The sequence below is a fragment of the Pseudomonas nitroreducens genome (assembly GCF_010994165.1).
GTDB classification, from domain to species: Bacteria; Pseudomonadota; Gammaproteobacteria; order Pseudomonadales; family Pseudomonadaceae; genus Pseudomonas; species Pseudomonas nitroreducens.
The window spans coordinates 242,254-268,697 of sequence record NZ_WMBX01000001.1 but is presented as its reverse complement, the minus strand read 5'-3'; the positions used below and the strand labels follow the sequence as shown (position 1 = coordinate 268,697).

The window sequence follows — 26,444 nt, the reverse complement described above, 5'->3', positions numbered from 1 at the left end:
CGTGGCACTTCGCCCTGCGGGCATCTTGCATTACACTGGCGGCCGTTCATTCCTTAACCAACACGAGACAGCCGTGCTTAAAGCACTCAAGAAAATCTTCAGCAAGGGCGACGGCGAGCAACCCGTGGCCACGCCAGCGGCCCCCGCTCCCGCCGCAGAAAAGCCCGCCCAGAGCGGTGAAAGACGTCCGCGCAAACCGCGCAACCCGCGCCCGGAAGGCGAATCCGCGGAGAAACCGGCCCGCGGCCCGAAGAGCGACAAACCCCGCGCCGAGCGTTCCGACAAAGGTGAACGTGGCGAAAAACGCGACCAGGCAGCCAAGGCCGAGCCCGCAAAGACCGAAGGCGCCGACAAGCCCCGCGAGCCCAGGGCCGACAAGCCGCGCCGCGAACGCAAGCCGCGCCCGCCGGTGGTCGACAACTGGAAGCTGGAAGACTTCGTCGTCGAGCCGGCCGAAGGCAAGACCCGTTTCCACGACTTCAACCTCGACCCGCGTCTGATGCATGCCATCCATGACCTGGGCTTCCCCTACTGCACGCCGATCCAGGCGCAGGTACTGGGCTTCACCCTGCGCGGCCAGGACGCCATCGGCCGTGCCCAGACCGGCACCGGCAAGACCGCCGCGTTCCTCATCTCGATCATCACCCAACTGCTGCAGACCCCGCCGCCCAAAGAGCGCTACATGGGCGAGCCGCGTGCGCTGATCATCGCGCCGACCCGCGAACTGGTGGTGCAGATCGCCAAGGATGCCGTCGGTCTGGCCAAGTACACCGGCCTGAACGTCATGAGTTTCGTCGGCGGCATGGACTTCGACAAACAGCTCAAGACCCTGGAATCGCGCTTCTGCGACATCCTCGTGGCAACCCCAGGCCGCCTGCTGGACTTCAACCAGCGCGGCGAGGTGCACCTGGACATGGTCGAGGTGATGGTACTGGACGAAGCCGACCGCATGCTCGACATGGGCTTCATCCCGCAGGTCCGCCAGATCATCCGCCAGACCCCTTACAAGGGCGAACGCCAGACCCTGCTGTTCTCCGCCACCTTCACCGACGACGTGATGAACCTGGCCAAGCAGTGGACCGTCGACCCGGCCATCGTCGAGATCGAGCCGGAGAACGTCGCCAGCGATACCGTCGAGCAGCACGTCTACGCCGTTGCCGGCAGCGACAAGTACAAGCTGCTGTACAACCTGATCGCGCAGAACGACTGGACCCGCGTAATGGTCTTCGCCAACCGCAAGGACGAAGTGCGGCGCATCGAGGAACGCCTGACCAAGGACGGCATCAGCGCCGCCCAGATGTCCGGCGACGTGCCGCAGCACAAGCGCATCAAGGTCCTGGAAGGCTTCCGCGAGGGCAAGATCCGCGTGCTGGTCGCCACCGACGTCGCCGGCCGCGGCATCCATGTCGACGGCATCAGCCACGTGATCAACTTCACCCTGCCCGAGGATCCGGACGACTACGTGCACCGCATCGGCCGTACCGGCCGCGCCGGCAGCACTGGTACGTCCATCAGCTTCGCCGGCGAGGACGATGCCTTCGCCCTGCCGCCGATCGAGGAACTGCTGGGCCGCAAGATCAACTGCGAGATGCCCCCCACCGAGTTGCTCAAGCCGGTTCCGCGCAAGCACTGATCCGCCGCTGCACCAGCTTTCTGCTCCAAAACAAGGCGAAGCCACCTGGCTTCGCCTTTTTTGTTTCCATCGACGTTACGTCCGGTGACGTCACCCCTCTCCTCCGCTGAAACACATGCCGGTCCCCGCGCCAGAGCCTCGGGTTTTTCCCGCCGGACCCGCTGGGACGACCGTGCGGGATTCCCCGCAAACAATGGCACCGCGCCATCCCTGTCACGAAATCAGCCCCGCCCCGGCCATTTCCGCTCAGTTTTATTTACAGACGTAAAAAAATTCGCACGCTTCTTGCAAAGCACGCGAGAACAATTCCAAGAACTCGTCGGAATCCTCCCATGCCCTTGCGCGCCAAACTTGCTCTGAGTTTCCTCTCGGTCGGCCTGATCCCCGTCCTGGTGATGGCCATCGTGGTCTATCTCCAGGCCAGCCGGGCCCTCGAAGAACAAAGCCTCAACGCCCTGGAGGCGGTCGCCAGCATCAAGCAGCGACAGCTGATGGACGCCTGGAAGGCCCGCAACGACCAGCTCAGCAGCCTCGCCACCAACCTGGGCAGCAACTACGCCGGGCTGGACAGCGAGTCCCTGGTCACCACAGCCAACTACGACCGCCCGGTGTTCGAGAACTTCATCAAGACCTTCGGTTACCGCGAACTGCGCCTGGTGGCCGGTGACGGCAAGGTGGTGTTCAGCCTCGGCCGCGGCGTCGACTACCAGCAGAACATCGGTGATCCGCAATGGCGCGACACCGCTTTCGGCACGTTCATCCGCACCGCGCTGGACAGCGGCAAGGCCAGCATCAGCGACCTGGAGCAGGCGCCCAACGACCAGCAGCCGGTGCAATGGCTGGCCGCGCCGATCAAGGACAACGGCAAGCTGCAACTGCTGCTGGTGCTCGAGCTGCCGCTGGCGGCGATCAACGAGGTGATGCAGAACCGCCAGGGCCTGGGTGAAGCCGGGGAAACCTATCTGGTAGGCGGCGACGGCAGCCTGCGCTCGGACTCGGTGCGCTTTGCCGACCACCACGTACGCCGCGACAAGGAGACACCCACCAGCCTGCCCGGCGAGGCCATCGCCAAAGCCCTGGCCGGCGAACAGGGCCGGCTCGCCGAGGTTGGCCTGAGCAACGAACCGGCACTGAAGTCCTTCGTCCCGCTGAACCTCGACGGTGTGCACTGGGCACTGGTGGCGGAAATGGACCAGGCCCAGGCCTTCGCCCCGGTGCGCAAGCTGATGTGGCAAATCCTCGTGCTCGGCGTCCTGACCCTGCTCGGCGTCGCAGCCGGCACCTGGCTGGTCAGCCGCAGCGTGATGCGCCCGCTGGGCGGCGAACCAGCGAGCATGGCGGCGCTGGCCCAGCGCCTGGCCAACGGCGAGTTGCGCCTGAGCGACGATGCCAGCGCCAGCAGCGGCCTGATGCAGGCCCTGCGCGAAATGACCACGGCCTGGCGCCAGGTGGTCGAGCGCCTGCGCCAGGCCAGCGAGGCCGTGGGCGATGCCAGCGGCGACATCCTCGACGCCGCCGGACGCACCAGCAACCACCTCGACCAGCAGCAGGAAGCGCTGGAAATGGTGGTCAGCGCCGTCGACCAGATGGCCGCCACCGTGCAGGAAATCGCCGGCAGCGCCAGCCGCAGTGCCGACGGCAGCGCCGCCGCGCGCCAGGCCTTCGTCGCCATGCAGGGTACCCTGCAGCACATGATCGGCCGCCAGGACCAGTTGCTGGTCGGCCTGCGCCAGGCCGACGGCGTCGTGCAGACCCTGGCTGGCGAAAGCCAGCAGATCGGCTCGGTGCTCGATGTGATCCGCTCCATCGCCGAGCAGACCAACCTGCTCGCCCTCAACGCCGCCATCGAAGCCGCCCGCGCCGGCGAGGCGGGCCGTGGTTTCGCCGTGGTCGCCGACGAGGTGCGCAGCCTCGCCCAGCGCACCCGCAGCGCCACCGACGAGATCGTCGCCATCGTCGGCAGCCTCGGCGACTCCTCCGTCCAGGCGCAGTCGAGCATGAGCGGCGCCAGCGAGCAGGCCCATACCCTGGAGCAGGACACCCAGGCGGTGATCGAAGCCCTCGGCGCACTGGACGAGTCCCTACAGGGCGTGCACGCCATGGCCTTCCAGATCGCCGCCGCCGCCGAACAGCAGGCCGCGACGACCCAGGAAGTGAACCAGCACATGCACCGGCTGAGCGACATGACCGTGGAAAACCGCAAGACCGCCGCGCATACCCGCGACTGTGGCGAACACCTGCGCCGCGTGGCAGGCAGCCAGGAAGAGCTGGTGGCGCAGTTCAAGCTGTAAACCCGAGCGTCTCACCTTTTAGGAGCGAGCAAGCTCGCTCCTAAAAGGTGCCCATCCGACCAGGCGCGCTTGTCGATAAAGACAATAGAGTCCAGAATGGAAAAATAAATCCACTTCTGGAGTCCCGCCATGTCCGCCGCCACGCCTTTCACCCTCAACCAGGCTGACGCCGAACGCCTGCTGGAACAGGTCGACGTGCTCCAGGCCATGCGCGACATGTTCGTCGAACTGGCCGCCGGCAGCGCCGTGCAACCCGCGCAGCAACTGGTGGAATTCCCCCACGGCGGCGGCGACTTCATCAACTACCTGGGCGTGCTGGCCTCGCAGAAGGTCTACGGCGTGAAGACCTCGCCGTACATCGTGCGCCAGCCCAAGTCGCTGGTGACCGCGTGGAGCCTGCTGATGTCCATGGAGAGCGGCCAGCCGCTGCTGCTGTGCGACGCCGGCAGCCTGACCACCGCGCGCACCGCCGCCACCACCGCCCTGGCGGTGCAGGAACTGGCCCGTCCGGACGCCAAGCGCCTGGCCATCGTCGGCAGCGGCCCGGTAGCCCGCGCACACCTGCGCTACGTCGCCGGCCTGCGGGACTGGCAGAGCATCCGCGTCTACTCGCCGAACCTGAACGCCGGCGTGCTGGCCCAGTTCGGCGCCATCGATTCCCGCGCAGAACCCGCCACCAGTGTCGAAGCCGCCGTGGCCGACGCCGATGTGGTGCTGCTGTGCACCTCGTCCGGCACCCCGGTGCTCGATCCGTCGATCCTGTCCAAGCCGGCGCTGATCACCTCCATCAGCACCAACGTCGCTCGCGCTCACGAAGTCCCGCCGCAGTCGCTGTCGCAGATGGACGTGTACTGCGACTACCGCGCCACCACCCCGGCCTCCGCCGGCGAAATGCGTCTGGCCCGCGAGGAGCACGGCTGGGATGGCAACATCCTCGGCGACCTGCCGGAGCTGGTCAGCGCTCGCGCCGCCAAGCCGGACTACCAGCGCCACGCCTTCTTCCGCTCCATCGGCCTGGGTCTGGAAGACGTCGCCCTGGCCAATGCGCTCTACCATCTGCAACGCAAGAACGCCTGAGCCGGAGACGAACATGATCGAAGTCGACTTCCTCATCATCGGCGGCGGCATTGCCGGCGCCTCCACCGGCTACTTCCTCTCCCGCCACGGCAAGGTCGCCGTGCTGGAGCGCGAGTCCCACGCCGGCTACCACTCCACCGGCCGCTCGGCAGCGCTCTATACCGTCGCCTACGGCACGCCGCAGGTACGTGCGCTGACCGCCGCCAGCCGTGCCTTCTTCGACAATCCGCCGGAAGGTTTCGTCGAACACCCGATCCTCACCCCGCGGGGCGAGATGACCGTGGACTTCGAAGGCAACCCGGAGGAACTCCAGCGCCAATATGAGAGTGCAAAGGCGAGCGTGCCGCAGATGCGCCTGCTCAGTGCCGATGAAGCCTGCGCCATCGTCCCGGTGCTGCGCCGCGAGAAAGTCCACGGCGCGATGCTCGACCCCAGCGCCGCCGACATCGACACCGATGGCCTGCTGCAGGGCTACCTGCGCGGCATCCGGCGCAACGGCGGCAGCGTGCAACTGGACAGCGAAGCCCTGGAAATCAACCGTATTGGCAACGCCTGGGAAGTACGCTGCGCGCAGCAGACCTACCGCGCGCCGGTGCTGGTCAACGCCGCCGGCGGCTGGTGCGACAGGATCGCCGAGTTGGCCGGCGCCGCCCCTCTGGGCCTGACACCCAAGCGCCGCGCCGCCTTCCTGTTCAGCCCGCCGGAAGGCGTGGACAGCCATGCCTGGCCGGTATTGGTCAGCCTGGACGAGTCCTTCTACTTCAAGCCCGACGCCGGCATGCTGCTCGGCTCGCCGGCCAACGCCGACCCGGTGGAACCCCACGACGTGCAGCCCGAAGAGCTGGACATCGCGATGGGCATCTACCAGATCGAGGAACACACCACGCTGAGCATCCGTCGCCCGAGCCACACCTGGGCCGGCCTGCGCTCGTTCTTCGCCGACGGCGACCTGGTGTCCGGCTACGACCTGGCCACGCCCGGCCTGTACTGGGTCGCCGGCCAGGGTGGCTATGGCATCCAGACTTCGGCCGCCATGGGCGAAGCCAGCGCCGCGCTGATCCGCCATGAAGCCCTGCCGGAGCACCTGGCCCGCCACGGCCTGAGCGCCGAGATGCTCTCCCCCGCACGCCTGCTGGCCAAGTGAGCCGTCGCCCGTGACAGCCCGCGGGCGCTTGCGGCACACTCGCCAGCGCCCGCTTCATCGCCTTCGAGAGCCTTGCCCATGACCGCCGCTGATCCGCTGGACAACTACAAGGCCATCGCCGACGCCATCGCCGCGCTGTTCTTCCCCCACGCCGAAGTGGTCATCCACGACCTGCGCAACCAGCGCGTGGCGTACCTGGCGAACAACATCTCCAAGCGCGAGATCGGCGACGATTCGGCGCTGGAAGACATGCTCGAAGGCGGCCACGACGAACGCAACATCGGCCCCTACGAGAAGCTCAACTGGGACGGCCAGAAGATCCGCTCCATCAGCACCGTGCTGCGCGACGCCAGGGGCGAACCGCTGGCAGTGCTGTGCATCAACCTCAACATCACCCTGTTCGAGACCGCCAAGGCGGCGCTCGACCTGTTCCTCTCCTCGAACAAGATTGTCCCGCAGCCGGACGCTCTATTCCGCGATGACTGGCAGGAGCGCATCAACACCTTCCTCCATGCCTGGTTACGGCAGCGCCAGCTGAGCCTCTCCACCCTCAGCCGTGATCACAAGCGCGAGCTGGTCCTGGCCCTTCACGCGGAGGGCGCGTTCAAGGGCAAGAGCGCGGCGAACTATGTGGCCAACGTGCTGAACATGGGCCGGGCGACGGTGTACAAACATCTGAAGGAGTTGAAGGAGGAGGTGTGAGCCGACTCTTTTCCACGCTTTTCGCTCCGGTTCGCGAGCAAGCTCGCTCCTACAAAGGCGCACCGTAAGTTCCGGCTACCTGTAGGAGCGAGCTTGCTCGCGAACCTCACGACACGTTGCGACACCAATCGCGGACGGAGTCCGCCCCCACGAGAGCCTGCTTCCAATCCAACTTTGGCTTTTAAAAGTCTTCCAGAGAAATATCCGCGCACGCCGATCGCCCCTTTCAGGAGGCCTCGTTGAAGCGGAGTTTCGGGGGTTGAGCGACATGGATGTCGCGAGAGCCACGATGGGCCAGGGATGGCCCGTCGTGGCGTGCCCCTGAAACTTCGGTTCAACGAGGGCATTTTTCGCCTAAGCGAAAAACCGGATGGAGGGGCAAGACCTTTGCCTACTTTGGGTCGTTTGCCAAAGGAGGTCGCCCGAGGGGGCGAAACCCAATACATCCGAGCAAACCGAAGCGGCGCAGAAACACGAAAGATTGGCGGATTTCGCCATAGGCGTTATCCGCCCTACCAGACCGGACACAGCTACGCCCAGCACGGACGTCGGGCCCAACGCATGGACAGCATGGGTATCGCTTCGCTCCACCCATCCTACGAAGAGCATTTCGGCGCAACGAAAAAGGCCGCCCGAAGGCGGCCTTAGCTGCAACTCAACGGGCAAATCAGTCCCCGTAGATATCACTCTTGAAATACTTGCCTTCGATTTCCTTGTACTTGCCGCTGGCGCGCAGTGCGTCGATGGCGGCGTTCAGTTGGCCGACCAGTTCGGTATTGCCCTTGCGCACCGCGATGCCGGCGCCTTCGCCGAAGTATTTCGGGTCCTTGAACTCCGGACCGATGAAGGCGAAGCCCTTGCCGCGCGGGGTTTCCAGGAAGCCGATTTCGAGCGGGATGGAGTCGGCGAAGGTGCCATCCAGGCGACCCGCCAGCAGGTCCAGGTAGATCTCGTCCTGGCTGGTGTAGCGCACCACGTTGGCGCCGGCCTTGCCCAGCACTTCAGTGGCGAAGCGGTCGGCGGTGGAGCCGCGCTGCACGCCGATGTTCTTGCCCTTGAGCTGGCTGAACTGCTCGTCCAGCTGCGAGCCTTCCTTCATCACCAGGCGGCCCGGGGTGAAGTAGTACTTGTGGGTGAAGTCCACCGAGTGCTTGCGCTCTTCGGTGATGGTGATGGAGGACAGCGCGGCGTCGATCTTGCGCACCTTCAGCGAGGGGATCAGGCCGTCATATTCCTGCTCGACCCACTGGCATTTGCGCTTCATCTCTTCGCACAGCGCATTGCCGATGTCGTAGTCGAAGCCGGCGATGCCGCCTTCAGGGGTCTTGTAGGCGAAGGGCGGGTACGCCGCCTCGATGCCGATGCGCAGCGGCTTGTCGTCGGCGTGGGAGAAGGTGGCGAAAGCGGCCAGCATCAGGCCGCCCAGCAGGGCTTTGCGATTCATCGATGAACTCCGTGGCATGTTCGGTGACAGGGCCGGGCGGCCGGCCGCTGCGTCTTGGCAGAGAAGTATCGGTGTCTTGTGATTCGTCCAGGGGCGCAACGTGGCGCGTTGCAGCGGCATTGCCTTGCCCTGACCCAGGCGACCAGCTTGTTATCGTTCGTCCACGCGCACTGGCGCGTAAACTTAAAATCCAATCTGGACTAAAAAGTACACAACGTCAATCGCCCTGCGACCGCACGGCACACTCCCTTTTGCGACCGCAGCCCTACTCCTTCGGAGGAATGTCGCGCGCTGGGCTACAGCCTTAGTCTGGGAAGCGTTCCAAGGCGATCCGAGGAGGATTCGAAACGATTCTTTCGCATGATTTACCGTAGCTTCCACGGTTATACCTTTGGCAGATGCCCAGAGCCCCCGCGATACGCTCATGTCGCAGGGGCTTTTCTTTTGTTTGGAGTAAAGCGCTGCGCTTGAAAACCTGGAGCAAGGGCCGCCCTCACCCCAACCCTCTCCCAAGGGGAGAGGGGGCTGATCGGCGTGGAGGCAGAGTTCAGCGTTAGCTGGCGATGGATGCAAGCAAGGCAAAGGGCGGGCGCAAGGCCCGCCAAGGGAGGTCTGTTTCAGCCGCCGCTGAGGTTCATGAAGCGCAGCACCTGCACGTCACCCACGGTGAATTCGTGGCGGGCCGGCTTGCGCTGCAGGGCGCCGCGCAGGGCCTCGAGAACGGGCTCGTCATGCAGCGGATGGCGGCGCAGCAGGCCGCGCAGGTCCAGGGAGTTTTCGTGGCCCAGGCACAGCAGCAGGCGACCTTCGGCGGTCAGTCGCAGGCGATTGCAGGTCGAGCAGAAGTTATGCGAATGCGGCGAGATGAAGCCGATACGCGTGCCCGGATGCTGGGCCAGGCGCACGTAGCGCGCGGGGCCGCCGCTGTGTTCGGCGCTGTCCAGCAGTTCGTGGTGTTCGGCGATCAGCGCGCGGACTTCATCGCTGGAGCAGAAGCTTTCCTCACGCTCGCGGCCCACCTGGCCCAGCGGCATTTCCTCGATGAAGCTGATGTCCAGCCCATGGGCGATGGCGTAGTCCACCAGCGCCGGTACCTCGTCGGCGTTGCGGCCTTTCATCACTACGCAGTTGAGCTTGATGCGCTCGAAGCCGGCCTGCTGGGCGGCGTCGATACCGCGCAATACCCGCTCCAGACGACCCGTGCGGGTGATGGCGGCGAAGCGCTGCGGATCGAGGGTATCGAGGCTGATGTTGAGGCGGGAAAGGCCGGCCGCCTTCAGATCGCCGGCCAAGCGGATGAGCTGCGAGCCGTTGCTGGTCAAGCACAGTTCGCGCAGGCCGGGCAGCGCAGCAAGGCGTTCGCAGAGGTGGACGATGCCGGGGCGCACCAGCGGTTCGCCGCCGGTAAGGCGCAGCTTCTTCACGCCGCGCTCGACGAAGAGCCGAGCTACCCGTTCGATCTCTTCCAGGGTCAGTACCTGCTGGCGCGGCAGGAAGCGCATGTTTTCCGACATGCAGTAGACGCAGCGGAAGTCGCAGCGGTCGGTCACGGACAGGCGCAGGTAGTCGATCTTGCGGCCTTGGCCGTCGATCCATTCGGACATGGTTTTAGCTCCTTGGACACCACTACCCCTCACCCCAGCCCTCTCCCAGAGGGAGAGGGGGCAGATCGAAGCAGCGGCGAGTACGACTCTCGCCTGACGTTGCAACAAAGGAAGTGCCGATGCGCACACCGATACGACCTCTCATAGGGCAGAGGACAGCCCCCTCTCCCTCCGGAGCGGGGCGCGTAGCCAGGGTTGGGGTGAGGGGGCTGCGTAACAGATCATTGCACCAGCGGCGACTCCGCCCCGTCGAAGACGAAACCATCAATCCGCGCCTCGCCGGCCAGCACGCTGATGTACTGGCTGACGGCGCGCTGCAGCACCTGGGCGCGAAGGTAGCCGGCGATACGCGGGCGCGCCTGCTGGAAGTCCAGCGGCTCTCCGCCTTCACGCTCTAGCAACTCGACCACGTGCAGGCCGTAGCGGCTTTCCAGCGGATGGCCGAGCAGGCCGGGTTGCTGTTGCAGCAGGCGCTTCTCGAACTCGGGAACGGTCTGTCCCGGTTCGATCCAGCCCAGCTCACCGCCCTCGTCTTTCGACGGGCAGTCGGAGAAGCGCATGGCTTTTTCGGCGAAGCGTTCGGGATGCTCGCGCAGTTCGGCGAGCAGTTCCTCGGCCTGTTCGCGGGACTTGGCGCGGCCTTCCAGGTCATCCGGCGCGCAGCCGAGCAGCACATGGCGCAGACGCATGCGCCAGGGCGAGGTCAGGCGAGTCGGGTTGGCTTCGTACCATTGCCGGCAGCTGGCTTCGTCGGCCTCGGGTACGCCGACTTCACGGTCGATCAGGGCGCGGATATTCGCCTCTTCGGCGGCCTCGCCCTCCTCGACCTGCCCCATCACGCCAAGCTCTGCGGCGCGTTGCACCAGCAGTTGGCGCACCACCAGGGCACGGCAGGCGGAGTACAGCGCCTCGGCGTGGCTGGCGGCAGGATGGTATTGCAGCTCGCGGGCCAGTTCGTCCTCGGCGATGGCGACGCCGTTGACAGAGATGGCAGGCAGCTCGACGTGTTCGACCTTGGCTTCGTAGTGGGAGCAACTCATTTCGATTACCTCCAGTAACCCTCTCCCCGACCCTCTAACTGGGCGTCCCCCCCATGAAGGGAGAGGGGGAAGAGCATCAGGTAGGGCGAATAACGCGCCAGCGTTATCCGCCGCTTCATCACACGGCGCGACGCTTGGTACGGACGACCTGGTAGCGGCGGCCGAAGTACCACACCGGAGCGCTGACGATGTGCACCAGGCGGGTGAAGGGGAACAGCACGAACAGGGTCAGGCCCAGGGTCACGTGCAGCTTGTAGACCAGCGATACCGGCGCGATGGCCTCGGCCGCGGCCAGCGGCTGGAAGGTGACGATGGACTGCGCCCAGTTGGCGAGCATGACCATCACCGAACCATCAAGGTGATGGGTGGAGGCGACGATGGTCGACAGACCGAGGATCAGCTGGACATAGAGCACCAGCAGGATCATCAGGTCCGACGCATTCCCCGTGGCGCGTACGCGCTCGTTGGTCAGGCGGCGCAGGATCAGGCCGGTCAGGCCGATGAAGCAGAGGATGCCGAAGAATCCGCCGGAAACCATCGCCAGCAGTTGCTTCTGCTCGGTGCTGATCAGGTGCTCGTAGACCGAGTGCGGGGTCAGCAGGCCGACGAAGTGGCCGGCGAGAATGAACAGCACACCCACATGGAACAGGTTGCTGTATACGCGCATGCCCTTCTTGCTCAGCATCTGGCTGGAGCCGGCTTTCCAGGTGTATTGCGAGAGGTCGAAGCGCGCCCAGCTGCCGATCAGGCAAATGGCGAGCGCGACGTAGGGGTAGATCCCGAACGCTAAAAGATCGAGGGACATGTTCAGACTCCTTCTCTGGCCGCCCGGTACTGCATCTGCGGCACCGGCTGGGCGACCCACTGCATGGGTTGTTCGGCGGACGTGGACACGCGGCGGGCGCTGGTGGACGGGCAACCGGCGGCGGGCTCGGTAAAGCTCACCGGGGTTTCCTCCCAGGCCTTGTCGATGGCTTCCAGGCTGTCGTCGCGCACTTCCTGCTCGCGGTCGCGCTTGAGCGCGCCGAGGTCCGGCTGCTCGCCGGACAGCTCCAGCAGGCTGTTGAAGATCGCCGCATAGGCGCTACCGCGCTCTTCCAGGCGCAGGGCGATCAGCGCGAGGATGTGCGCGACTTCGGCCAGGCCGACGCGGGCCGACTCGGCGTCCTGCAGGGCGAGAAACTCCAGGTACAGCGGCAGGTAGTCCGGCAGCTCGTTGACGTCGATAACCAGGCCCGCCTGGGTGTAGCGGTCCATCAGGTCGACCATCGCCTGGCCACGGTCACGACTTTCGCCGTGTACGTGTTCGAAGAGCAGCAGCGAGACCGAGCGACCGCGCTCGAACAGGCCGTCATAGCGGGCCTGGACGTCGAGGATGTCGCCCTTGCACAGCTCGTTGAGCAGCGCGGCGAGGCCGTCGCGCTGCTGTTCCGGCAGGTCGCAGGTTCGGATCAGCGCATGCAGCGCCAGGCTTTCCTCGCGCAGTTCGACGCGCGGGTAGTCGAGCATCAGCGCGCTGAGCTTGAGCAGTTGGCTGTGACTTTCCATTGAGATGGCCATGGTCGTCACTCCTGTATCTGCACGGTCTGGATGACGTTGCGCTGGTCCACGGCCTTGCCGCCGAACAGGTTGACGCCAGAATTGCTGCCAGAGCTGCTAGAGCAACCGTTACCGAAGCTGAAGCCGCAGCCCGAACGCTCGGCGAATGCATCCGACAGCGCCTCTTCGCGATGGGCAGTCGGGATGACGAAGCGGTCTTCGTAGTTGGCGATCGCCAGGTAGCGGTACATCTCTTCCACCTGGTTCACGCTGAGGCCAACCTTCTCCAGTACCGCCAGGTCCTGCTTGCCTTCGACGTGCTCGGAACGCTTGTAGGCGCGCATGGCCAGCAGGCGCTTGAGGGCCAGCAGCACCGGCGCGGTGTCGCCAGCGGTGAGCAGGTTGGCCAGGTATTGCACGGGAATGCGCAGGGACTCGACGTCCGGAATCACCCCGTCGCTGCCGATGTGGCCTTCGGAGGCGGCGTTCTGGATCGGCGACAGCGGCGGCACGTACCACACCATCGGCAGCGTGCGGTATTCCGGGTGCAGCGGCAGGGCCAGCTTCCAGTCCATGGCCAGCTTGTACACCGGCGACTTCTGCGCGGACTCGATGACGCTGTCCGGCACACCGTCCTTGCGCGCCTGCTCGATCACTTTCGGATCGAACGGGTCGAGGAAGATTTCCAGCTGCTTCTGGTAGAGCTCGCGCTCGTTCTCGCAGGTGGCTACTTCGTGGATGCGGTCGGCGTCATACAGCAGCACGCCGAGGTAGCGGATGCGGCCCACGCAGGTTTCCGAGCAGACAGTCGGCTGGCCGGCCTCGATGCGCGGGTAGCAGAAGATGCACTTCTCGGATTTGCCGCTCTTCCAGTTGAAGTAGATCTTCTTGTACGGGCAGCCGCTGATGCACATGCGCCAGCCGCGGCACTTGTCCTGGTCGATCAGGACGATGCCGTCCTCCTCGCGCTTGTAGATCGCACCGCTCGGGCACGACGCCACGCACGCCGGGTTCAGGCAGTGCTCGCACAGGCGCGGCAGGTACATCATGAAGGTGTTTTCGTACTCGCCGTAGATGTCCGCCTGGATCTGGTCGAAGTTCTTGTCCTTGCGGCGCTTGGCGAATTCGGTGCCGAGGATTTCCTCCCAGTTGGGGCCCCACTCGATCTTCTCCATGCGCTTGCCGGAGACCAGCGAGCGCGGGCGGGCCACCGGCTGGTGCTGGGCCTTGGGCGCGGTGTGCAGGTGCTGGTAGTCGAAGTCGAAGGGCTCGTAGTAATCATCGATTTCCGGCAGGTCCGGGTTGGCGAAGATGTTCGCCAGCACGCGGAACTTGCCGCCGATGCGCGGGACGATGGAGCCGTCGGCGTTACGCTTCCAGCCGCCCTTCCACTTCTCCTGGTTCTCCCACTCTTTCGGGTAACCGATGCCAGGCTTGGTTTCGACGTTGTTGAACCAGGCGTACTCGACACCTTCACGGCTGGTCCAGACGTTCTTGCAGGTGATGGAGCAGGTGTGGCAACCGATGCATTTGTCGAGGTTCAGCACCATGCCGACTTGCGAACGAATTTTCATGGCAGTAATCCTCAAATGTCCTGGGGCAGCGGTTGCGGCAGAGCGTCACCGCCCAGTCCGCCCTGCTCCGGCTCGTCGAGCCAGTCGACCTTGTTCATCTTGCGCACCACGACGAACTCATCGCGGTTGCAGCCGACCGTGCCGTAGTAGTTGAAGCCCCACGCCTGCTGGGCGTAGCCGCCGATCATGTGGGTAGGCTTGAGCACCACGCGGGTCACCGAGTTGTGGTGGCCGCCGCGAGTCTTGGTGGTCTCGCTGCCCGGCAGGTTCACGATGCGTTCCTGGGCGTGGTACATCATCACCATGCCGTCCTTCACGCGCTGGCTGACCACCGCGCGGCAGGTCGCGGCGCCGTTGGCGTTGAAGACTTCGACCCAGTCGTTGTCCTCGATGCCGGCGCGTTTCGCGTCGTGCTCGCTCATCCAGATGATCGGGCCACCGCGCGACAGGGTGAGCATCAGCAGGTTGTCGCTGTAGGTGGAGTGGATGCCCCACTTCTGGTGCGGGGTGATCCAGTTCAGGGTGATCTCGGTGTTGCCATTGGGCTTCTTGTTGAACAGCTTGTCGGTGCTGCGGGTGTTGACCGGCGGCCGGTAGCTGACGAAGCCCTCGCCGAAGGCCTGCATCCAGGGGTGATCCTGGTAGAACTGCTGGCGACCGGTGAGGGTGCGCCACGGGATCATCTCGTGGACGTTGGTGTAGCAGGCGTTGTAGCTCACATGTTCATCTTCCAGGCCCGACCAGGTGGGGCTGGAGATGATCTTGCGCGGCTGCGCCTGGACGTCGCGGAAGCGGATCTTCTCGTCTTCCTTGGGCAGCGCCAGGTGAGTGTGGTCGCGGCCGGTGAACTTCGACAGCGCTTCCCAGGCCTTCACGGCCACCTGGCCGTTGGTTTCCGGCGCCAGGGCGAGGATCACCTCGGCGGCGTCGATGGCGCTTTCGATGCGCGGGCGGCCTTGGCTGATACCAATCTCGGTGACCTTGTGGTTCAGCTCGCCGAGCAGCTTGATTTCCTTCTCGGTGTTCCAGCCGATGCCCTTGCCGCCGTTGCCCAGCTTGTCCAGCAGCGGGCCGAGGGAGGTGAACTTCTTGTAGGTGTTCGGGTAGTCACGCTCGACCACATGCAGGGTCGGCATGCTGCGGCCGGGGACGGGCTCGCACTCGCCCTTCTTCCAGTCGCTGCCGCCGAAGGGCTGCGCGAGTTCGTTGGCGGTGTCGTGCAGCAGCGGCACGGTGACCAGGTCTTTCTCCACGCCCAGGTGGCCGACGGAAACCTCGGAGAACTTCTTGGCGATGGCCTTGTAGATTTCCCAGTCGCTTTTCGCTTCCCACGCCGGGTCGGTAGCGGCCGACAGCGGGTGGATGAAGGGGTGCATGTCGGAGGTATTGAGGTCGTCCTTCTCGTACCAGGTGGCGGTCGGCAGCACGATGTCCGAGTACATGCAGGTGGAGGACATGCGGAAGTCCAGGGTGGTGACCAGGTCCAGCTTGCCTTCGGCGCCTTCGTCGACCCATTCCACTTCGCCCGGGCAGGGGCCGCCGGCCTTGCCGAGGTCGTCGTTCATCACGCCGTTCTTCGCGCCCAGCAGGTACTTGAGCATGTACTCGTGGCCCTTGCCCGAGGAGCCGAGCAGGTTGGAGCGCCAGATGAACAGGTTGCGCGGGAAGTTCTGCGGGTCGTCCGGCTGTTCGCTGGCCACGCGCAGATTGCCGGCCTTGAGCTCACGGACCACGTAGTCCTGCACCGGGATACCGGCCTTCTCGGCGTCGGCGAAGAGGTGCAACGGGTTGCGGTTGAGCTGAGGGGCGGACGGCAGCCAGCCCATGCGCTCGGCGCGAATGTTGTAGTCCAGCGCGTGTTCGGGGAACTGTTTGGGATCGGCCAGCGGCGAGAGCACCTCGTGCATCGAGATCTTCTCGTGGCGCCACTGCGAGCTGTGCAGGTAGAAGAAGCTGGTGCCGTTCATCTGCCGCGGCGGGCGGCTCCAGTCGGTGCCGAACGCCAGCGGGACCCAGCCGGTCTGCGGGCGGAGTTTTTCCTGGCCCACGTAGTGCGCCCAGCCACCACCGCTCTGGCCGATGCAGCCGCACATCATCAGCATGTTGATGACCGCGCGGTAGTTCATGTCCATGTGGTACCAGTGGTTCATCGCGGCGCCGATGATGACCATGGCCTTGCCGTGGGTCTTGTCGGCGCTGTCGGCGAACTCGCGGGCCACCTGGATGGCGCGGGCAGCCGGAACGCCGGTGATGCGGGCCTGCCAGGCCGGGGTGTAGGGCACGTCGGCGTCGGTATAGGAGGCGGCGACGTTGCGGCCACCCAGGCCACGGTCGACGCTGTAGTTGGCCATCTGCAGGTCGTACACGGTGGCGACGCGCAGGGTCTGACCCTCGGCGCCAGTGAACTCGCGGAACGGTACGCGGCGCACCAGCACCTCGTCGTTGTCCACGCCCTTGAAGTGCGGGTGTTCCTGCCCGGCAAAGTACGGGAAGCCGACGTCGCAGGCGTTTTCCGGGCCATCGATCAGGCTCAGCGCCAGGCGGGTTTCGCGTTGCGTGCCGCCCTCTTTCTCCTCGATGTTCCACTTGCCCGACTCACCCCAGCGGTAGCCGATGGCGCCGGTGGGCGAGACCAGTTCGCCGCTGATTTCGTCGAGGCCGATGGTCTTCCACTCGGGGTTGTTGTCCTGGCCGAGGTTGCCGGCGAGGTCCGCCGCGCGCAGGTAGCGGGTCGGCTTGAGCACGCCTTCGGTGTGCGGTTCGAGCAGCACCAGCATCGGCATGTCGGTGTACTGGCGGCAGTAGTCGACGAAGTAGGCGCTGGGTTTCTCGAGGTGGAATTCCTTGAGGATGACGTGACCGAAGGCCATGCCCAATGCGGCGTCGGTGCCCTGCTTGGGGTTGAGCCAGAGGTCGGTGAGCTTGGCCACTTCGGAGTAGTCCGGGGTGACGGCCACGGTCTTGGTGCCCTTGTAGCGGACTTCGGTGAAGAAGTGCGCATCGGGGGTACGGGTCTGCGGGACGTTGGAACCCCAGGCGATGATGTAGCTGGAGTTGTACCAGTCGGCCGACTCCGGCACGTCGGTCTGCTCGCCCCAGATCTGCGGCGAGGCGGGAGGAAGGTCGCAGTACCAGTCGTAGAAGCTCAGGCACACGCCGCCGATCAGCGACAGATAACGGGCGCCGGCGGCGTAGCTGACCATCGACATGGCCGGGATCGGCGAGAAGCCGATGACGCGGTCCGGGCCATAGGTCTTGGCGGTGTAGACGTTGGCGGCGGCAATGATCTCGGTGACTTCGCTCCAGCTGGAGCGGATGAAACCGCCCAGGCCGCGCTCGCTCTTGTAGCTCTTGGCCTTGGCGGAGTCTTCGACGATGCTGGCCCAGGCGTCCACCGGGTCGTTGTGGGCGGCGCGGGCTTCACGCCAGAGCTTGAGCAGCGGCTTGCGCACCTTGGGGTATTTCAGCCGGTTGGCGCTGTACATGTACCAGGAGTAGCTGGCGCCACGGGGGCAGCCGCGCGGCTCGTGGTTGGGCAGGTCCGGGCGGGTGCGCGGGTAGTCGGTCTGCTGGGTTTCCCAGGTGATCAGGCCGTTCTTCACGTAGATCTTCCAGGAGCACGAGCCGGTGCAGTTCACCCCGTGGGTAGAGCGAACGATCTTGTCGTGCTGCCAGCGCTGCCGGTAGCTATTTTCCCAGGCACGGCTTTCGTTGGAGACTTCGCCGTGACCATCGGCAAATTCACCCTGCTTCTTCTTGAAGAACTGCAGGCGGTCGAGCAGGTAACTCATCGGTATCTCCTCACCCGGTCTGCGCCGGGCGTTCAAACGCTAATCAAGCTCGCGAAACGGTTCGTGGCGCGGCCAGCGGGCCTGACCGCGCGGGGAAATCAGCAGGGGCTCTCGGCTCCCTTGCGCGCGTACCACCACCAGGTGGCGACGATGCAGGTCAGGTAGTAGGCGACGAAGACGTAGAGGGCGCCCTCGGCGCTGCCGGTCATGGCCAGCGAGGTGCCGAACGCCTTGGGAATGAAGAAGCCGCCGAAGGCGCCGATGGCGGCGGAGAAACCGATCACCGCGGCCGATTCCATGCTCGCGCCCTTGGCCGCCTGGGCTTCGGTGTAACCGCCCTGCTTCAGGCGCGCGGCCCACTCGTTGCGGAAGATCACCGGGATCATGCGGAAGGTGCTGCCGTTGCCGATGCCGGCGAAGAAGAACAGCGCGATGAAGGAGCCGAGGAAGCCGAAGAAGCTGCCTGCACCGTTGGCCCCGGGCAGGAAGCTGATCACCGCGAATACGCCGGCGATCATTGCCGCGTAGTTCCACAGGGTGATCCGTGCGCCGCCGAACTTGTCTGCCAGCCAGCCGCCCAGCGGCCGGCTCAGGGCGCCTACCAGCGGGCCGAGGAAGGCGTACTGCAGCGGGTTGATGTCCGGGAACTGGGTCTTGCTGAGCATGGCGAAGCCGGCGGAGAAGCCGATGAACGAGCCGAAGGTGGCCACGTACAGCCAGCACATCAGCCAGTTGTGCTTGCGCTTGAAGATCACCGACTGGTCGCGGAACGAGGCCTTGGCATCGGCGATGTCGTTCATGCCGAACCAGGCAGCCACGGAGACCACGGCAATGAACGGCACCCAGATCCAGCCAGCGTTCTGCAGCCACAGACGGGTGCCGTCGGAAAGTGTCTCCGGCTCACCACCGAAGGCGCCGAACAGCCCGCCGGCCACGGCCAGCGGCACGGCGAACTGCATCACCGACACACCGAGATTGCCCAGGCCGGCGTTCAGGCCCAGGGCGGTGCCCTGCTGGTTCTTCGGATAGAAGAAGCTGATGTTGGACATGCTGGAGGCGAAGTTGCCGCCGCCGAAGCCGCACAGCAGCGCGATGGTCGCGAACACCCAGTACGGCGTGGTCGGGTCCTGCACGGCGAAGCCCAGCCACAGGCAGGGGATCAGCAGCGAGGCGGTGGATAGCGCGGTCCAGCGGCGGCCGCCGAAGATCGGCACCATGAAGGAGTAGAAGATGCGCAGCGTGGCGCCGGAGATCGACGGCAGCGCGGCGAGCAGGAACAGCTGGTCGTTGCTGAAGCTGAATCCGGCGGCGTTCAGGCGCACGGTGACGGTGCTCCAGATCATCCACACGGCGAAGGCGAGCAGCAGTGCGGGAATCGAGATCCACAGGTTGCGCGCGGCGATGCGCTTGCCGGTACGGGCCCAGAACTCCGGGTCCTCCGGGCGCCAGTCGACCAGCAGCGGGCCTCTGGCGGCTTTGAGTTGGGGGTTGGCGATCATGCCCATGACGGCATTACCTCAGGAGTGGCTGGAAGGAATGGGAGAGGCGTCGACATCGGCCGCGCGGGGCTGGCCGTCGAGGCGCTGTTGCTGCTTGATCGCGTAGTGCATCCAGACCATGCACACCACGGTCAGGCCGAACAGCAACATGAAGCAGGAGGAGCGCACGCCGATGCGGTCGGCGGCGAAGCCGAACAGGATGGGCAGGCAGAAGCCGCCGAGGCCGCCGATGACCCCGACCATGCCGCCGACGGTGCCCATGTTCTGCGGGTAGTAGTCGTGGATGATCCGGTACACGCTGGCCTTGCCGAAGCCCTGGGCGATGCCGACGACGAACACCAGGAAGGTGAACAGCCAGACGTTCAGGCCGATGCCGAGGCTGACGTCACCCTTGATGCCGTGGATGGTCATGGTGGTCGGCGGGTAGGAGAGGAAGAACAGGCAGACCAGGCAGATCCAGAACACACCCCAGTTCACCGCACGGGCGCCGTAGTGGTCGCTGAACCAGCCGCCCAGGGCGCGGATCAGGCCCGACGGCAGGGTGAACAGCATGGTGATGAAGGAGGCGGTGCGCAGGTCCAGGCCGTACTCGGCGATGTAGTACTTGGGCAGCCACAGGGCCAGGGCGACGAAGCCGCCGAAGACGAAGAAGTAGTACAGGCCGAAGCGCCAGACGCGCAGCTCGCCCAGCGGCGCCAGCTGCTTGGCCAGGGTCGGCCGCGGGCGGCTCGGGTCGGCGTCGCCGCCCTTGGTGTGGGCCGGGTCGGTCCAGGTGCAGAACCAGAACAGCAGCGCGGTGACCAGCATGGCCACCGAGTAGATCTGCGGAACCATGCGCCAGCCGAAGGCGACGACGATCATCGGCGCCACCAGGTTGGTGATCGCCGCGCCCGCATTGCCGGCGCCGAAGATGCCCATGGCGGTGCCCTGGCGTTCCTTCTCGAACCACGAGGAGGTGTAGGCGATGCCCACGGCGAAGGAGCCGCCGGCCAGGCCGACGAACAGGCCCAGCACCAGGTAGTGCCAGTAGAGGGTGGCGAAGGCCAGCCCGTAGATCGGGATGGCCACCAGCAGCATGTGGATGAAGAACACGCGGCGCCCGCCGAAGCGGTCGGTGATCAAGCCCAGAGGCAAGCGCACCAGCGAACCGGTAAGGATCGGCAACGCGACCATCAGGCCGAACTGGGCTTCGGACAGCCCCAGCTCTTCCTTGATGCGGATACCGATGATCGAAAACATCGTCCAGACCGCGAAGTTCACGGCGAACGCCAGTGTGCTCATGCCGAGCACGGAGTACTGTTTCTGACGGTGGGACAACATGGCTAAGCTCACTTCCTGACAGCCTTTGCCCGCACGTTAGGTAAGGACTCGCGTCCTTCTCTTGATCGTCATCAATGAGCGAAAGGGCGATTCGTGAGCAGATGCGCGCCGCTACTCCTTAGTGGGTATTTCCGAAAAGAACATATAAGTTGTTGTTTTTAAAGGCATTTCATATGAACACGGCGTCCCGACCCGAGCCCTCCGCCAGCGACCGATTCTTTGTGGGTAGTCCGCCCGCCGGACGCCCTTCCCTGCGCAAATCCATCGTCGTGCGCTTCGGCTGCTACCTCACCCTGCTGGTATCCCTGGCCCTGGCCGGTATGTTCAGCGCACTGCTGTTCGCCGACTATTCGCACCAGGATGCGGCGGTGATCAACCAGGCCGGTTCGCTGCGCATGCTCACCTACCGCCTGGCGCTGGACCCCTCGCCGATCAATCGCCAGGCCCTGCAGGCAACCCTCGCCGCACGCCTGGACAACGACGAGATCACCCGCCTGCTGCGCCGCTCGGATGCCGACGCGCCGATCCGCCAGCAGCACGCGCAACTGCGCAAGGAGCTGCAGAACCTCGACCTTTCCGAAGCGCCGGCGCTGGCGACCCTCGACACCTTCGTCAGCCACATCGACGGCTTCGTCGGCACCCTGCAGAGCAATGCCGAATACCGCTCGCAGATGCTCAGCACGGTGCAGGGGCTGTGCCTGTTCCTCAGCCTGCTGGTGGTGTTCATCAGCCTCTATGACCTGAGCTACCACGTGGTCGGCCCACTGCGCGAACTCACCACGACCGCCCGCCGCCTGGGCGAAGGCGACCTCGATGCACGGGTCAGCAGCAGCGGCGAGGACGAGTTGAGCCAGTTGGGCGAGCGCTTCAACCAGATGGCCGAGGAACTCCAGGCCAGCTACCGCGAGCTGGAAGCACGGGTGGAAGAGAAGACCCGAGCCCTCACCAACAGCCACCAGCGCCTGGAGCTGCTCTACGACAGCGCCCGCCGCCTGGGCCAGGACCCGTATGACGAGCGCTCCCTGCAACCGCTGCTGAACCAGCTGGAGCGTGTGCTGCAGGCCGGCAAGGTGACCCTGTGCCTGAACAAGGACGGCGTCGAGCGCGCCTATTCCTCGCTGACCACCGACGGCATCACCGGCAGCTTCTGCCTGCAGGGCAACTGCGGCGACTGCCGCGCCCAGGCCGACCATTGCGGCGAGCCAAGCCAGGGCATCAATCCGCTGCTGATGCAGCCGCTATCCATCGGCGAACATCGCTTCGGCGAGTTGTTCATCGAAACCGCCAACGGCCAGTTGGAAGACTGGCAGCGGCAGTTCGTCGAAGGCTTCTGCGACAACATCGCGCGCACCTTCGCCCTGACCCTGCAGCAGGAACAGGAGAACCGCCTGGCGCTGTTCGCCGAGCGCGGCACCATCGCCCGCGAGCTGCACGACTCGCTGGCGCAGTCGCTGTCCTACCTGAAGATCCAGGTCAGCCGCCTGGCCACGCTGCTCAAGCGCGACGTGCCGCCACAGAAGATCGAGGAAACCCTCGACGAACTGCGCGAAGGCCTCAACAGCGCCTACCGCCAGCTGCGCGAACTGCTCACCACCTTCCGCCTGAGCCTGGAGCAGTCGAGCCTGGAAGCGGCGCTGGTGAAGACCGTGGAAGAGTTCGCCGAGCGCGGCAACCTGGGCATCGAACTGGACAACCGCCTGGCGCACATCCCGCTCAACCCCAACGAGGAAATCCACATCCTGCAGATCGTCCGCGAGGCGCTGTCAAACGTGGTTCGCCACGCCGGCGCCAGCCACGCGAAGGTGACCCTGGGCGAAGATGCGGATGAGCAGGTATGCATCACCGTGGACGATGACGGCGTCGGCTTTGACCCAGCGCAGAGCCGCAACGGGCACTACGGGCTTAGCATCATGCGTGAGCGCAGCCAGACCCTGGAAGCCAGCTTCAGCATCGCCCCGCGCGAGCCGCAGGGCACCCGCGTCAGCGTGCGCTTCACCCACAAACCCCTGTCGCAGTACCCGGAGACCCACCCATGACGGCCACCCCCACCGATGACCGCGCGCGCATCCTGCTTGTCGACGACCACCCGATGATGCGCAAGGGCGTGATCCAGTTGCTGGAGTTCGAGGACGACCTGCAAGTGGTGGGCGAAGCCGGCAGCGGCGAGGAAGCGTTGCGCATGGCGGCGGAGCTGGAACCGGACATGATCCTGCTCGACCTCAACATGAAGGGCATGACCGGCCTGGATACCCTGCGCGCCCTGCGCGAGAACGGCGAGGACGCGCGCATCGTGGTGTTCACCGTCTCCGATGACCGCAACGACGTGATCAACGTGCTGCGCGCCGGCGCCGACGGCTACCTGCTCAAGGACATGGAACCCGAGCGCCTGCTCGAACACATCCGCCAGGCTGCCACCGGCCAGCTCACCATCAGCCCGCAGTTGACCCAGGTACTGGCCCAGGCCCTGCGCGGCGATGACCGGCCCAAGGGCATCGAGGAGCTGACCGATCGCGAGCGGCAGATCCTGCGCCAACTCGCCCACGGCTACAGCAACAAGATGATCGCGCGCAAACTCGACATCACCGAAGGCACCGTGAAGGTCCACGTCAAGCGCGTGCTGCACAAGCTGGGCATGCGCTCACGGGTGGAAGCGGCGGTGTGGGCGGTGGAGAACCATCTGGTCTGACCTCGACGCCAAACGCAATTTGTAGGGCGCATAACGCCAACGGCGTTATCCGCCATCGGGTCTGACGGCGGATGAAGCGTTCCGCTTTATCCGCCCTACCTAACTGTCCGCTCGCCGACTTGATTCAGATCATGTCGCGCCAGCCCACGGCGGCAGGACACTGCGGGACTCACCCAGGAGGTCCCCATGCCGCCCTCGCCGAACCTGCCCCTCGTGTACTCCTGCTCCGGCTGCTCCAATCTTGCGCAATTGGCCAACGACCTCGCCCTGCGCCTGGACCGTGACGGCCTGGCGGAGATGTCCTGCATCGCCGGCGTGGGCGGCGACGTACCGGCGCTGGTGAAGAAAGCCTGCTCCGGCCGGCCGATCATCGCCGTGGACGGCTGTCACCTGCACTGCGTGCAGAATTGCCTGGCGCGCCATGGTGTGAAGGCCGCGCACGAGGTCACCCTGACCGAGTACGGCCTGAAGAAACGCTACGGCCAGGACGCGCCGGTGCAGGATTTCGAGATGCTCTACGAGGAACTGCAGTTCCTCGTACGCAGCCCGGCCTGAACCACCACTGCACAAGGCGAAAGAACAGACGCCGACGTAGGATGGGTGGAGCGAAGCGATACCCATCGATTGGCGTGTCAGGGCAGCATGGGTATCGCAAGCTCCACCCATCCTACGAAATGCCGGTCAGGCGTTTTCCTGTACGGCCCGGCTGGCGCGGCGCATGGCGCTCCACAGCCAGGACGGCAGGCTGTCCGGGTCGAGGCTGTCGATCAGGTTCTTCACCGCCAGCCCCAGCTCGGTATCGCCCTCGATCACCAGGCGACGGCGGAAGAACAGCGTGTCCGGATCCTCCTGGCGGCCCGCCAGCAGCAGGAAGTCACGCCAACTGCCGCGAATGGTCACGCTGGGCACGCAGGCATCGGCGAAACGCAGGCCCTTGCGGTCGTGGGTGAAACTCCAGGCCAGGCCGAGATCGCTCACTTCCAGCCGCAGCCAGTGACCGTCGAGGATATCGAAGGCACCGTCGGCCAGCGCCTCGGCGAACAGGCGATTGGCGGCACGCTGCAGCGCCGCGCGCTGCAATCCCGACGGGACGCGCGCGGCCAGCGGCAGGAGTCGGTCGGCGGCGCGCAGGGCACCGGTTTCCAGAGTCAGCACAGGTTCACCTCATCACTGCGCAGCATGCCCGGTCGGCCATGCCAGTATCCGTTGCAACCCTCCACCGCCAGCGGCGGCGTGGCGCCCTTGCGCACGCGGTCGAAGGCCTGCACGACGTCCACCATGCCTTCCGCGCGCGGGCTCAGGCGCAGCAGGTCGGCGCCGCAATCACGCAGCGAGGCGTAGTCCGCCAGCAGGTTGCTGGACTCGCCGGACAGGGTCTGGATGCCGTTGAGGGTGAACAAAGGGAAACCCTCCTGGCTGAGCATCGACATCCCTTCCGGGTAGTTCAGGCAACAGAACTGGCAATCGTCCTTGGGCCGGTTCTCCGCTCGCGCGGTGAAGCAGCGCGCCGAGTAGGCCAGCGGCAGATGGCCGTAGGCGAACACCTCGGTCTCCACATCATTGATGCCCAGCTCGCGCGCCTGCTCGATCACCGCGTGGATCTGCTCGCCGGAGCACTCCACCGGCGGCACCCAGCGGCGCAGGCCAGCGGCATGCAGCTCCGCCAGCGTATGGCCGTTGTAGACATTCAACGCCGGCCCGCCGACGAACTCGACACCCAGGCCGGAGAGAATCTGCACCGCGCCCATGTCGTTGGCCTCGACCCGCAGCTCGCCGTTGGCGCACAGACGGCGCAGCGCGGACAGCTCCGAAGCCGCCTCGATCAGCGCCAGCCCCGCGATGAGAATCTGCGCCCCGCTCTGCTGCTGCAGCTCGCGTCCCAGTCCGAGCCAATCGTCCAGCGACAGCGCCCGGCGTTTGGAGCAGACGGTCTCGCCGATAGTGATGGCGTCCAGCGGCTGCTCCGCCATCTGCGCATAGAAATCCAGGAGTGTCCGGCGGTCCCAGTAGAACAGCACCGGTCCCAGGCTGAGTTTCATCTCGATGTCCTCACTGCCAGGAGCGATGGTAGGCGCCCAGGGTCGTCTGGTGGCCTTCGGAAAGCTTGTCCAGGGCATCCTGCCACTGCGTCAGCGCACGGTAGTTCTCCGGTGCGCGTTGCCACGCATCCAGCGCCTGGCGCCAGACGCGGGTGACCTGCTCGACATAGGCCGGGCTGCGCTGCCGGCCCTCGATCTTCACCGCCGCCACACCGATCTCCGCCAACTGCGGGATCAGGTCGATGGTGTTCAGGCTGGTGGGTTCTTCCAGCGCGTGGAAGCGCTCGCCGTTGACCACGAAGCGGCCCTTGCACAACGTCGGGTAGCCGGCCGGCTCATCCGGCGCGTAGCGGTCGATCAGCACGTCGTTGAGGCGCGAGGTCAGGCCTTCGGGCTCCTCGCTCCAGCGCACCGCCTTGGCCGGCGAACAGACGCCGCAGAGATTGGGCGACTCGCCGGTGACATAGGACGACAGGTGGCATCGTCCCTCGGCCATGATGCACAGGCTGCCGAAAGCGAAGACTTCGATGGGCACCGGGCTGTTCGCCGCCACCTGGCGCACCTGCGCCAGCGACAGTACGCGCGGCAGCACGGCGCGGCGGATGCCGTAGCGCTCGTGGTAGAACGCCAGCGCCGCCACATTGGTGGCCGAGCCCTGCACCGAAAGGTGCAGCGCGAGGTTCGGATGGCGCCTGGCGGCATAGCCGAGCACCGCGCAGTCGGCGGCGATCAGCGCATCCACGCCCAGGTCGGCGGCGTGGTCCACGGCGCGTTGCCAGCGGGCCCAGCCCGCCGCGCCGGGATAGGTGTTGACCGCCACGTACATCTGCTTGCCGGCGTCGTGGATCAGGTCCACGCCCTGGCGCAGTTGGCGATCATCGAGGTTGAGGCCGGCGAAGTGCCGGGCGTTGGTGTCATCGCGAAAGCCGACGTAGATGGCGTCGGCGCCTTCGCGCAGGGCCGATTTCAAGGCGGGCAGACTTCCCGCCGGGCAGACCAGTTGCATGTTTCCCCCTGGCACTACGGAGGCCGCCGGCCCCCGCCGGCAGCCGGGAACGGCG

General features: G+C 65.5%; 20 protein-coding genes. 8 read left to right on the top strand and 12 right to left on the bottom strand.

What is annotated here, in order from left to right; genetic code table 11:
• The first annotated feature begins 73 nt into the window (after window positions 1–73).
• From rhlB to GJV37_RS01255, 5 genes are all read left to right on the top strand, one after another.
• Window positions 74–1,633, top strand: coding sequence for an ATP-dependent RNA helicase RhlB (gene rhlB, locus GJV37_RS01275; RefSeq protein ID WP_037007867.1), 1,560 nt, complete (start codon window positions 74–76; stop codon window positions 1,631–1,633).
• 332 nt (window positions 1,634–1,965) lie between these two features.
• Window positions 1,966–3,924 (top strand): methyl-accepting chemotaxis protein, encoded by a 1,959-nt coding sequence (locus GJV37_RS01270; protein ID WP_038803579.1) that lies wholly within the window; start codon window positions 1,966–1,968, stop codon window positions 3,922–3,924.
• A gap of 129 nt (window positions 3,925–4,053) precedes the next feature.
• Window positions 4,054–5,001: an ornithine cyclodeaminase family protein gene (locus GJV37_RS01265; RefSeq protein ID WP_193452099.1), complete on the top strand. Its 948-nt coding sequence runs from the start codon at window positions 4,054–4,056 to the stop codon at window positions 4,999–5,001.
• Window positions 5,002–5,014: 13 nt separating this feature from the next.
• Window positions 5,015–6,145 carry an NAD(P)/FAD-dependent oxidoreductase gene (locus GJV37_RS01260; protein WP_193452098.1) on the top strand — a complete coding sequence of 377 codons (1,131 nt, stop codon included), beginning with the start codon at window positions 5,015–5,017 and terminating at the stop codon, window positions 6,143–6,145.
• A 78-nt stretch (window positions 6,146–6,223) separates the two neighbouring features.
• A complete protein-coding gene (locus GJV37_RS01255; RefSeq protein WP_065086693.1) occupies window positions 6,224–6,847 on the top strand; it encodes a helix-turn-helix transcriptional regulator in 624 nt (207 codons plus the stop codon).
• Between the two features lie 667 nt (window positions 6,848–7,514).
• Here GJV37_RS01255 and GJV37_RS01250 read toward each other — a convergent pair.
• The 9 genes from GJV37_RS01250 to GJV37_RS01210 all read right to left on the bottom strand — a co-directional run bounded on the left by GJV37_RS01250 (window position 7,515) and on the right by GJV37_RS01210 (window position 20,658).
• A complete protein-coding gene (locus GJV37_RS01250) occupies window positions 7,515–8,309 on the bottom strand; it encodes an ABC transporter substrate-binding protein (protein ID WP_169891277.1) in 795 nt (264 codons plus the stop codon).
• A gap of 599 nt (window positions 8,310–8,908) precedes the next feature.
• Window positions 8,909–9,895 carry a GTP 3',8-cyclase MoaA gene (gene moaA, locus GJV37_RS01245; protein ID WP_170860124.1) on the bottom strand — a complete coding sequence of 329 codons (987 nt, stop codon included), beginning with the start codon at window positions 9,893–9,895 and terminating at the stop codon, window positions 8,909–8,911.
• A gap of 221 nt (window positions 9,896–10,116) precedes the next feature.
• Window positions 10,117–10,935 (bottom strand): peptidylprolyl isomerase, encoded by an 819-nt coding sequence (locus GJV37_RS01240; RefSeq protein WP_084359855.1) that lies wholly within the window; start codon window positions 10,933–10,935, stop codon window positions 10,117–10,119.
• Between the two features lie 118 nt (window positions 10,936–11,053).
• Window positions 11,054–11,740, bottom strand: coding sequence for a respiratory nitrate reductase subunit gamma (gene narI, locus GJV37_RS01235; protein WP_170860125.1), 687 nt, complete (start codon window positions 11,738–11,740; stop codon window positions 11,054–11,056).
• 2 nt (window positions 11,741–11,742) lie between these two features.
• A complete protein-coding gene (narJ, locus tag GJV37_RS01230) occupies window positions 11,743–12,483 on the bottom strand; it encodes a nitrate reductase molybdenum cofactor assembly chaperone (RefSeq protein ID WP_170860133.1) in 741 nt (246 codons plus the stop codon).
• A gap of 17 nt (window positions 12,484–12,500) precedes the next feature.
• Window positions 12,501–14,048 carry a nitrate reductase subunit beta gene (gene narH / locus GJV37_RS01225; RefSeq protein ID WP_193452097.1) on the bottom strand — a complete coding sequence of 516 codons (1,548 nt, stop codon included), beginning with the start codon at window positions 14,046–14,048 and terminating at the stop codon, window positions 12,501–12,503.
• A gap of 11 nt (window positions 14,049–14,059) precedes the next feature.
• The gene (locus tag GJV37_RS01220) at window positions 14,060–17,839 is read right to left on the bottom strand and encodes a nitrate reductase subunit alpha (RefSeq protein WP_170860126.1); all 3,780 of its coding nucleotides are present in this window, start codon (window positions 17,837–17,839) and stop codon (window positions 14,060–14,062) included.
• A gap of 98 nt (window positions 17,840–17,937) precedes the next feature.
• Window positions 17,938–19,344 carry a NarK family nitrate/nitrite MFS transporter gene (locus tag GJV37_RS01215; RefSeq protein ID WP_065086687.1) on the bottom strand — a complete coding sequence of 469 codons (1,407 nt, stop codon included), beginning with the start codon at window positions 19,342–19,344 and terminating at the stop codon, window positions 17,938–17,940.
• 12 nt (window positions 19,345–19,356) lie between these two features.
• Window positions 19,357–20,658, bottom strand: coding sequence for a nitrate/nitrite transporter (locus GJV37_RS01210; RefSeq protein WP_038803578.1), 1,302 nt, complete (start codon window positions 20,656–20,658; stop codon window positions 19,357–19,359).
• 173 nt (window positions 20,659–20,831) lie between these two features.
• On the opposite strand from GJV37_RS01210, the gene GJV37_RS01205 reads away from it, so the two are divergent.
• The 3 genes from GJV37_RS01205 to GJV37_RS01195 all read left to right on the top strand — a co-directional run bounded on the left by GJV37_RS01205 (window position 20,832) and on the right by GJV37_RS01195 (window position 23,899).
• The gene (locus GJV37_RS01205; protein WP_024765828.1) at window positions 20,832–22,694 is read left to right on the top strand and encodes a histidine kinase; all 1,863 of its coding nucleotides are present in this window, start codon (window positions 20,832–20,834) and stop codon (window positions 22,692–22,694) included.
• Window positions 22,691–23,344 (top strand): two-component system response regulator NarL, encoded by a 654-nt coding sequence (gene narL / locus GJV37_RS01200; protein ID WP_024765829.1) that lies wholly within the window; start codon window positions 22,691–22,693, stop codon window positions 23,342–23,344. Before GJV37_RS01205 ends, narL begins: the two co-directional genes overlap by 4 nt.
• 186 nt (window positions 23,345–23,530) lie before the next feature.
• A complete protein-coding gene (locus GJV37_RS01195; RefSeq protein ID WP_170860127.1) occupies window positions 23,531–23,899 on the top strand; it encodes a putative zinc-binding protein in 369 nt (122 codons plus the stop codon).
• Between the two features lie 126 nt (window positions 23,900–24,025).
• On the opposite strand, the gene ubiT is transcribed toward GJV37_RS01195, so the two are convergent.
• From ubiT to ubiU, 3 genes are read right to left on the bottom strand one after another with little or no spacing between them, the layout of a single operon-like run.
• Window positions 24,026–24,499, bottom strand: a complete 474-nt coding sequence (gene ubiT / locus GJV37_RS01190; protein WP_170860128.1) for a ubiquinone anaerobic biosynthesis accessory factor UbiT — start codon at window positions 24,497–24,499, stop codon at window positions 24,026–24,028.
• Window positions 24,493–25,383: a U32 family peptidase gene (locus tag GJV37_RS01185; protein WP_024765832.1), complete on the bottom strand. Its 891-nt coding sequence runs from the start codon at window positions 25,381–25,383 to the stop codon at window positions 24,493–24,495. Before GJV37_RS01185 ends, ubiT begins: the two co-directional genes overlap by 7 nt.
• 10 nt (window positions 25,384–25,393) lie before the next feature.
• Window positions 25,394–26,389 (bottom strand): ubiquinone anaerobic biosynthesis protein UbiU, encoded by a 996-nt coding sequence (ubiU, locus tag GJV37_RS01180; RefSeq protein ID WP_170860130.1) that lies wholly within the window; start codon window positions 26,387–26,389, stop codon window positions 25,394–25,396.
• Window positions 26,390–26,444 lie beyond the last annotated feature (55 nt).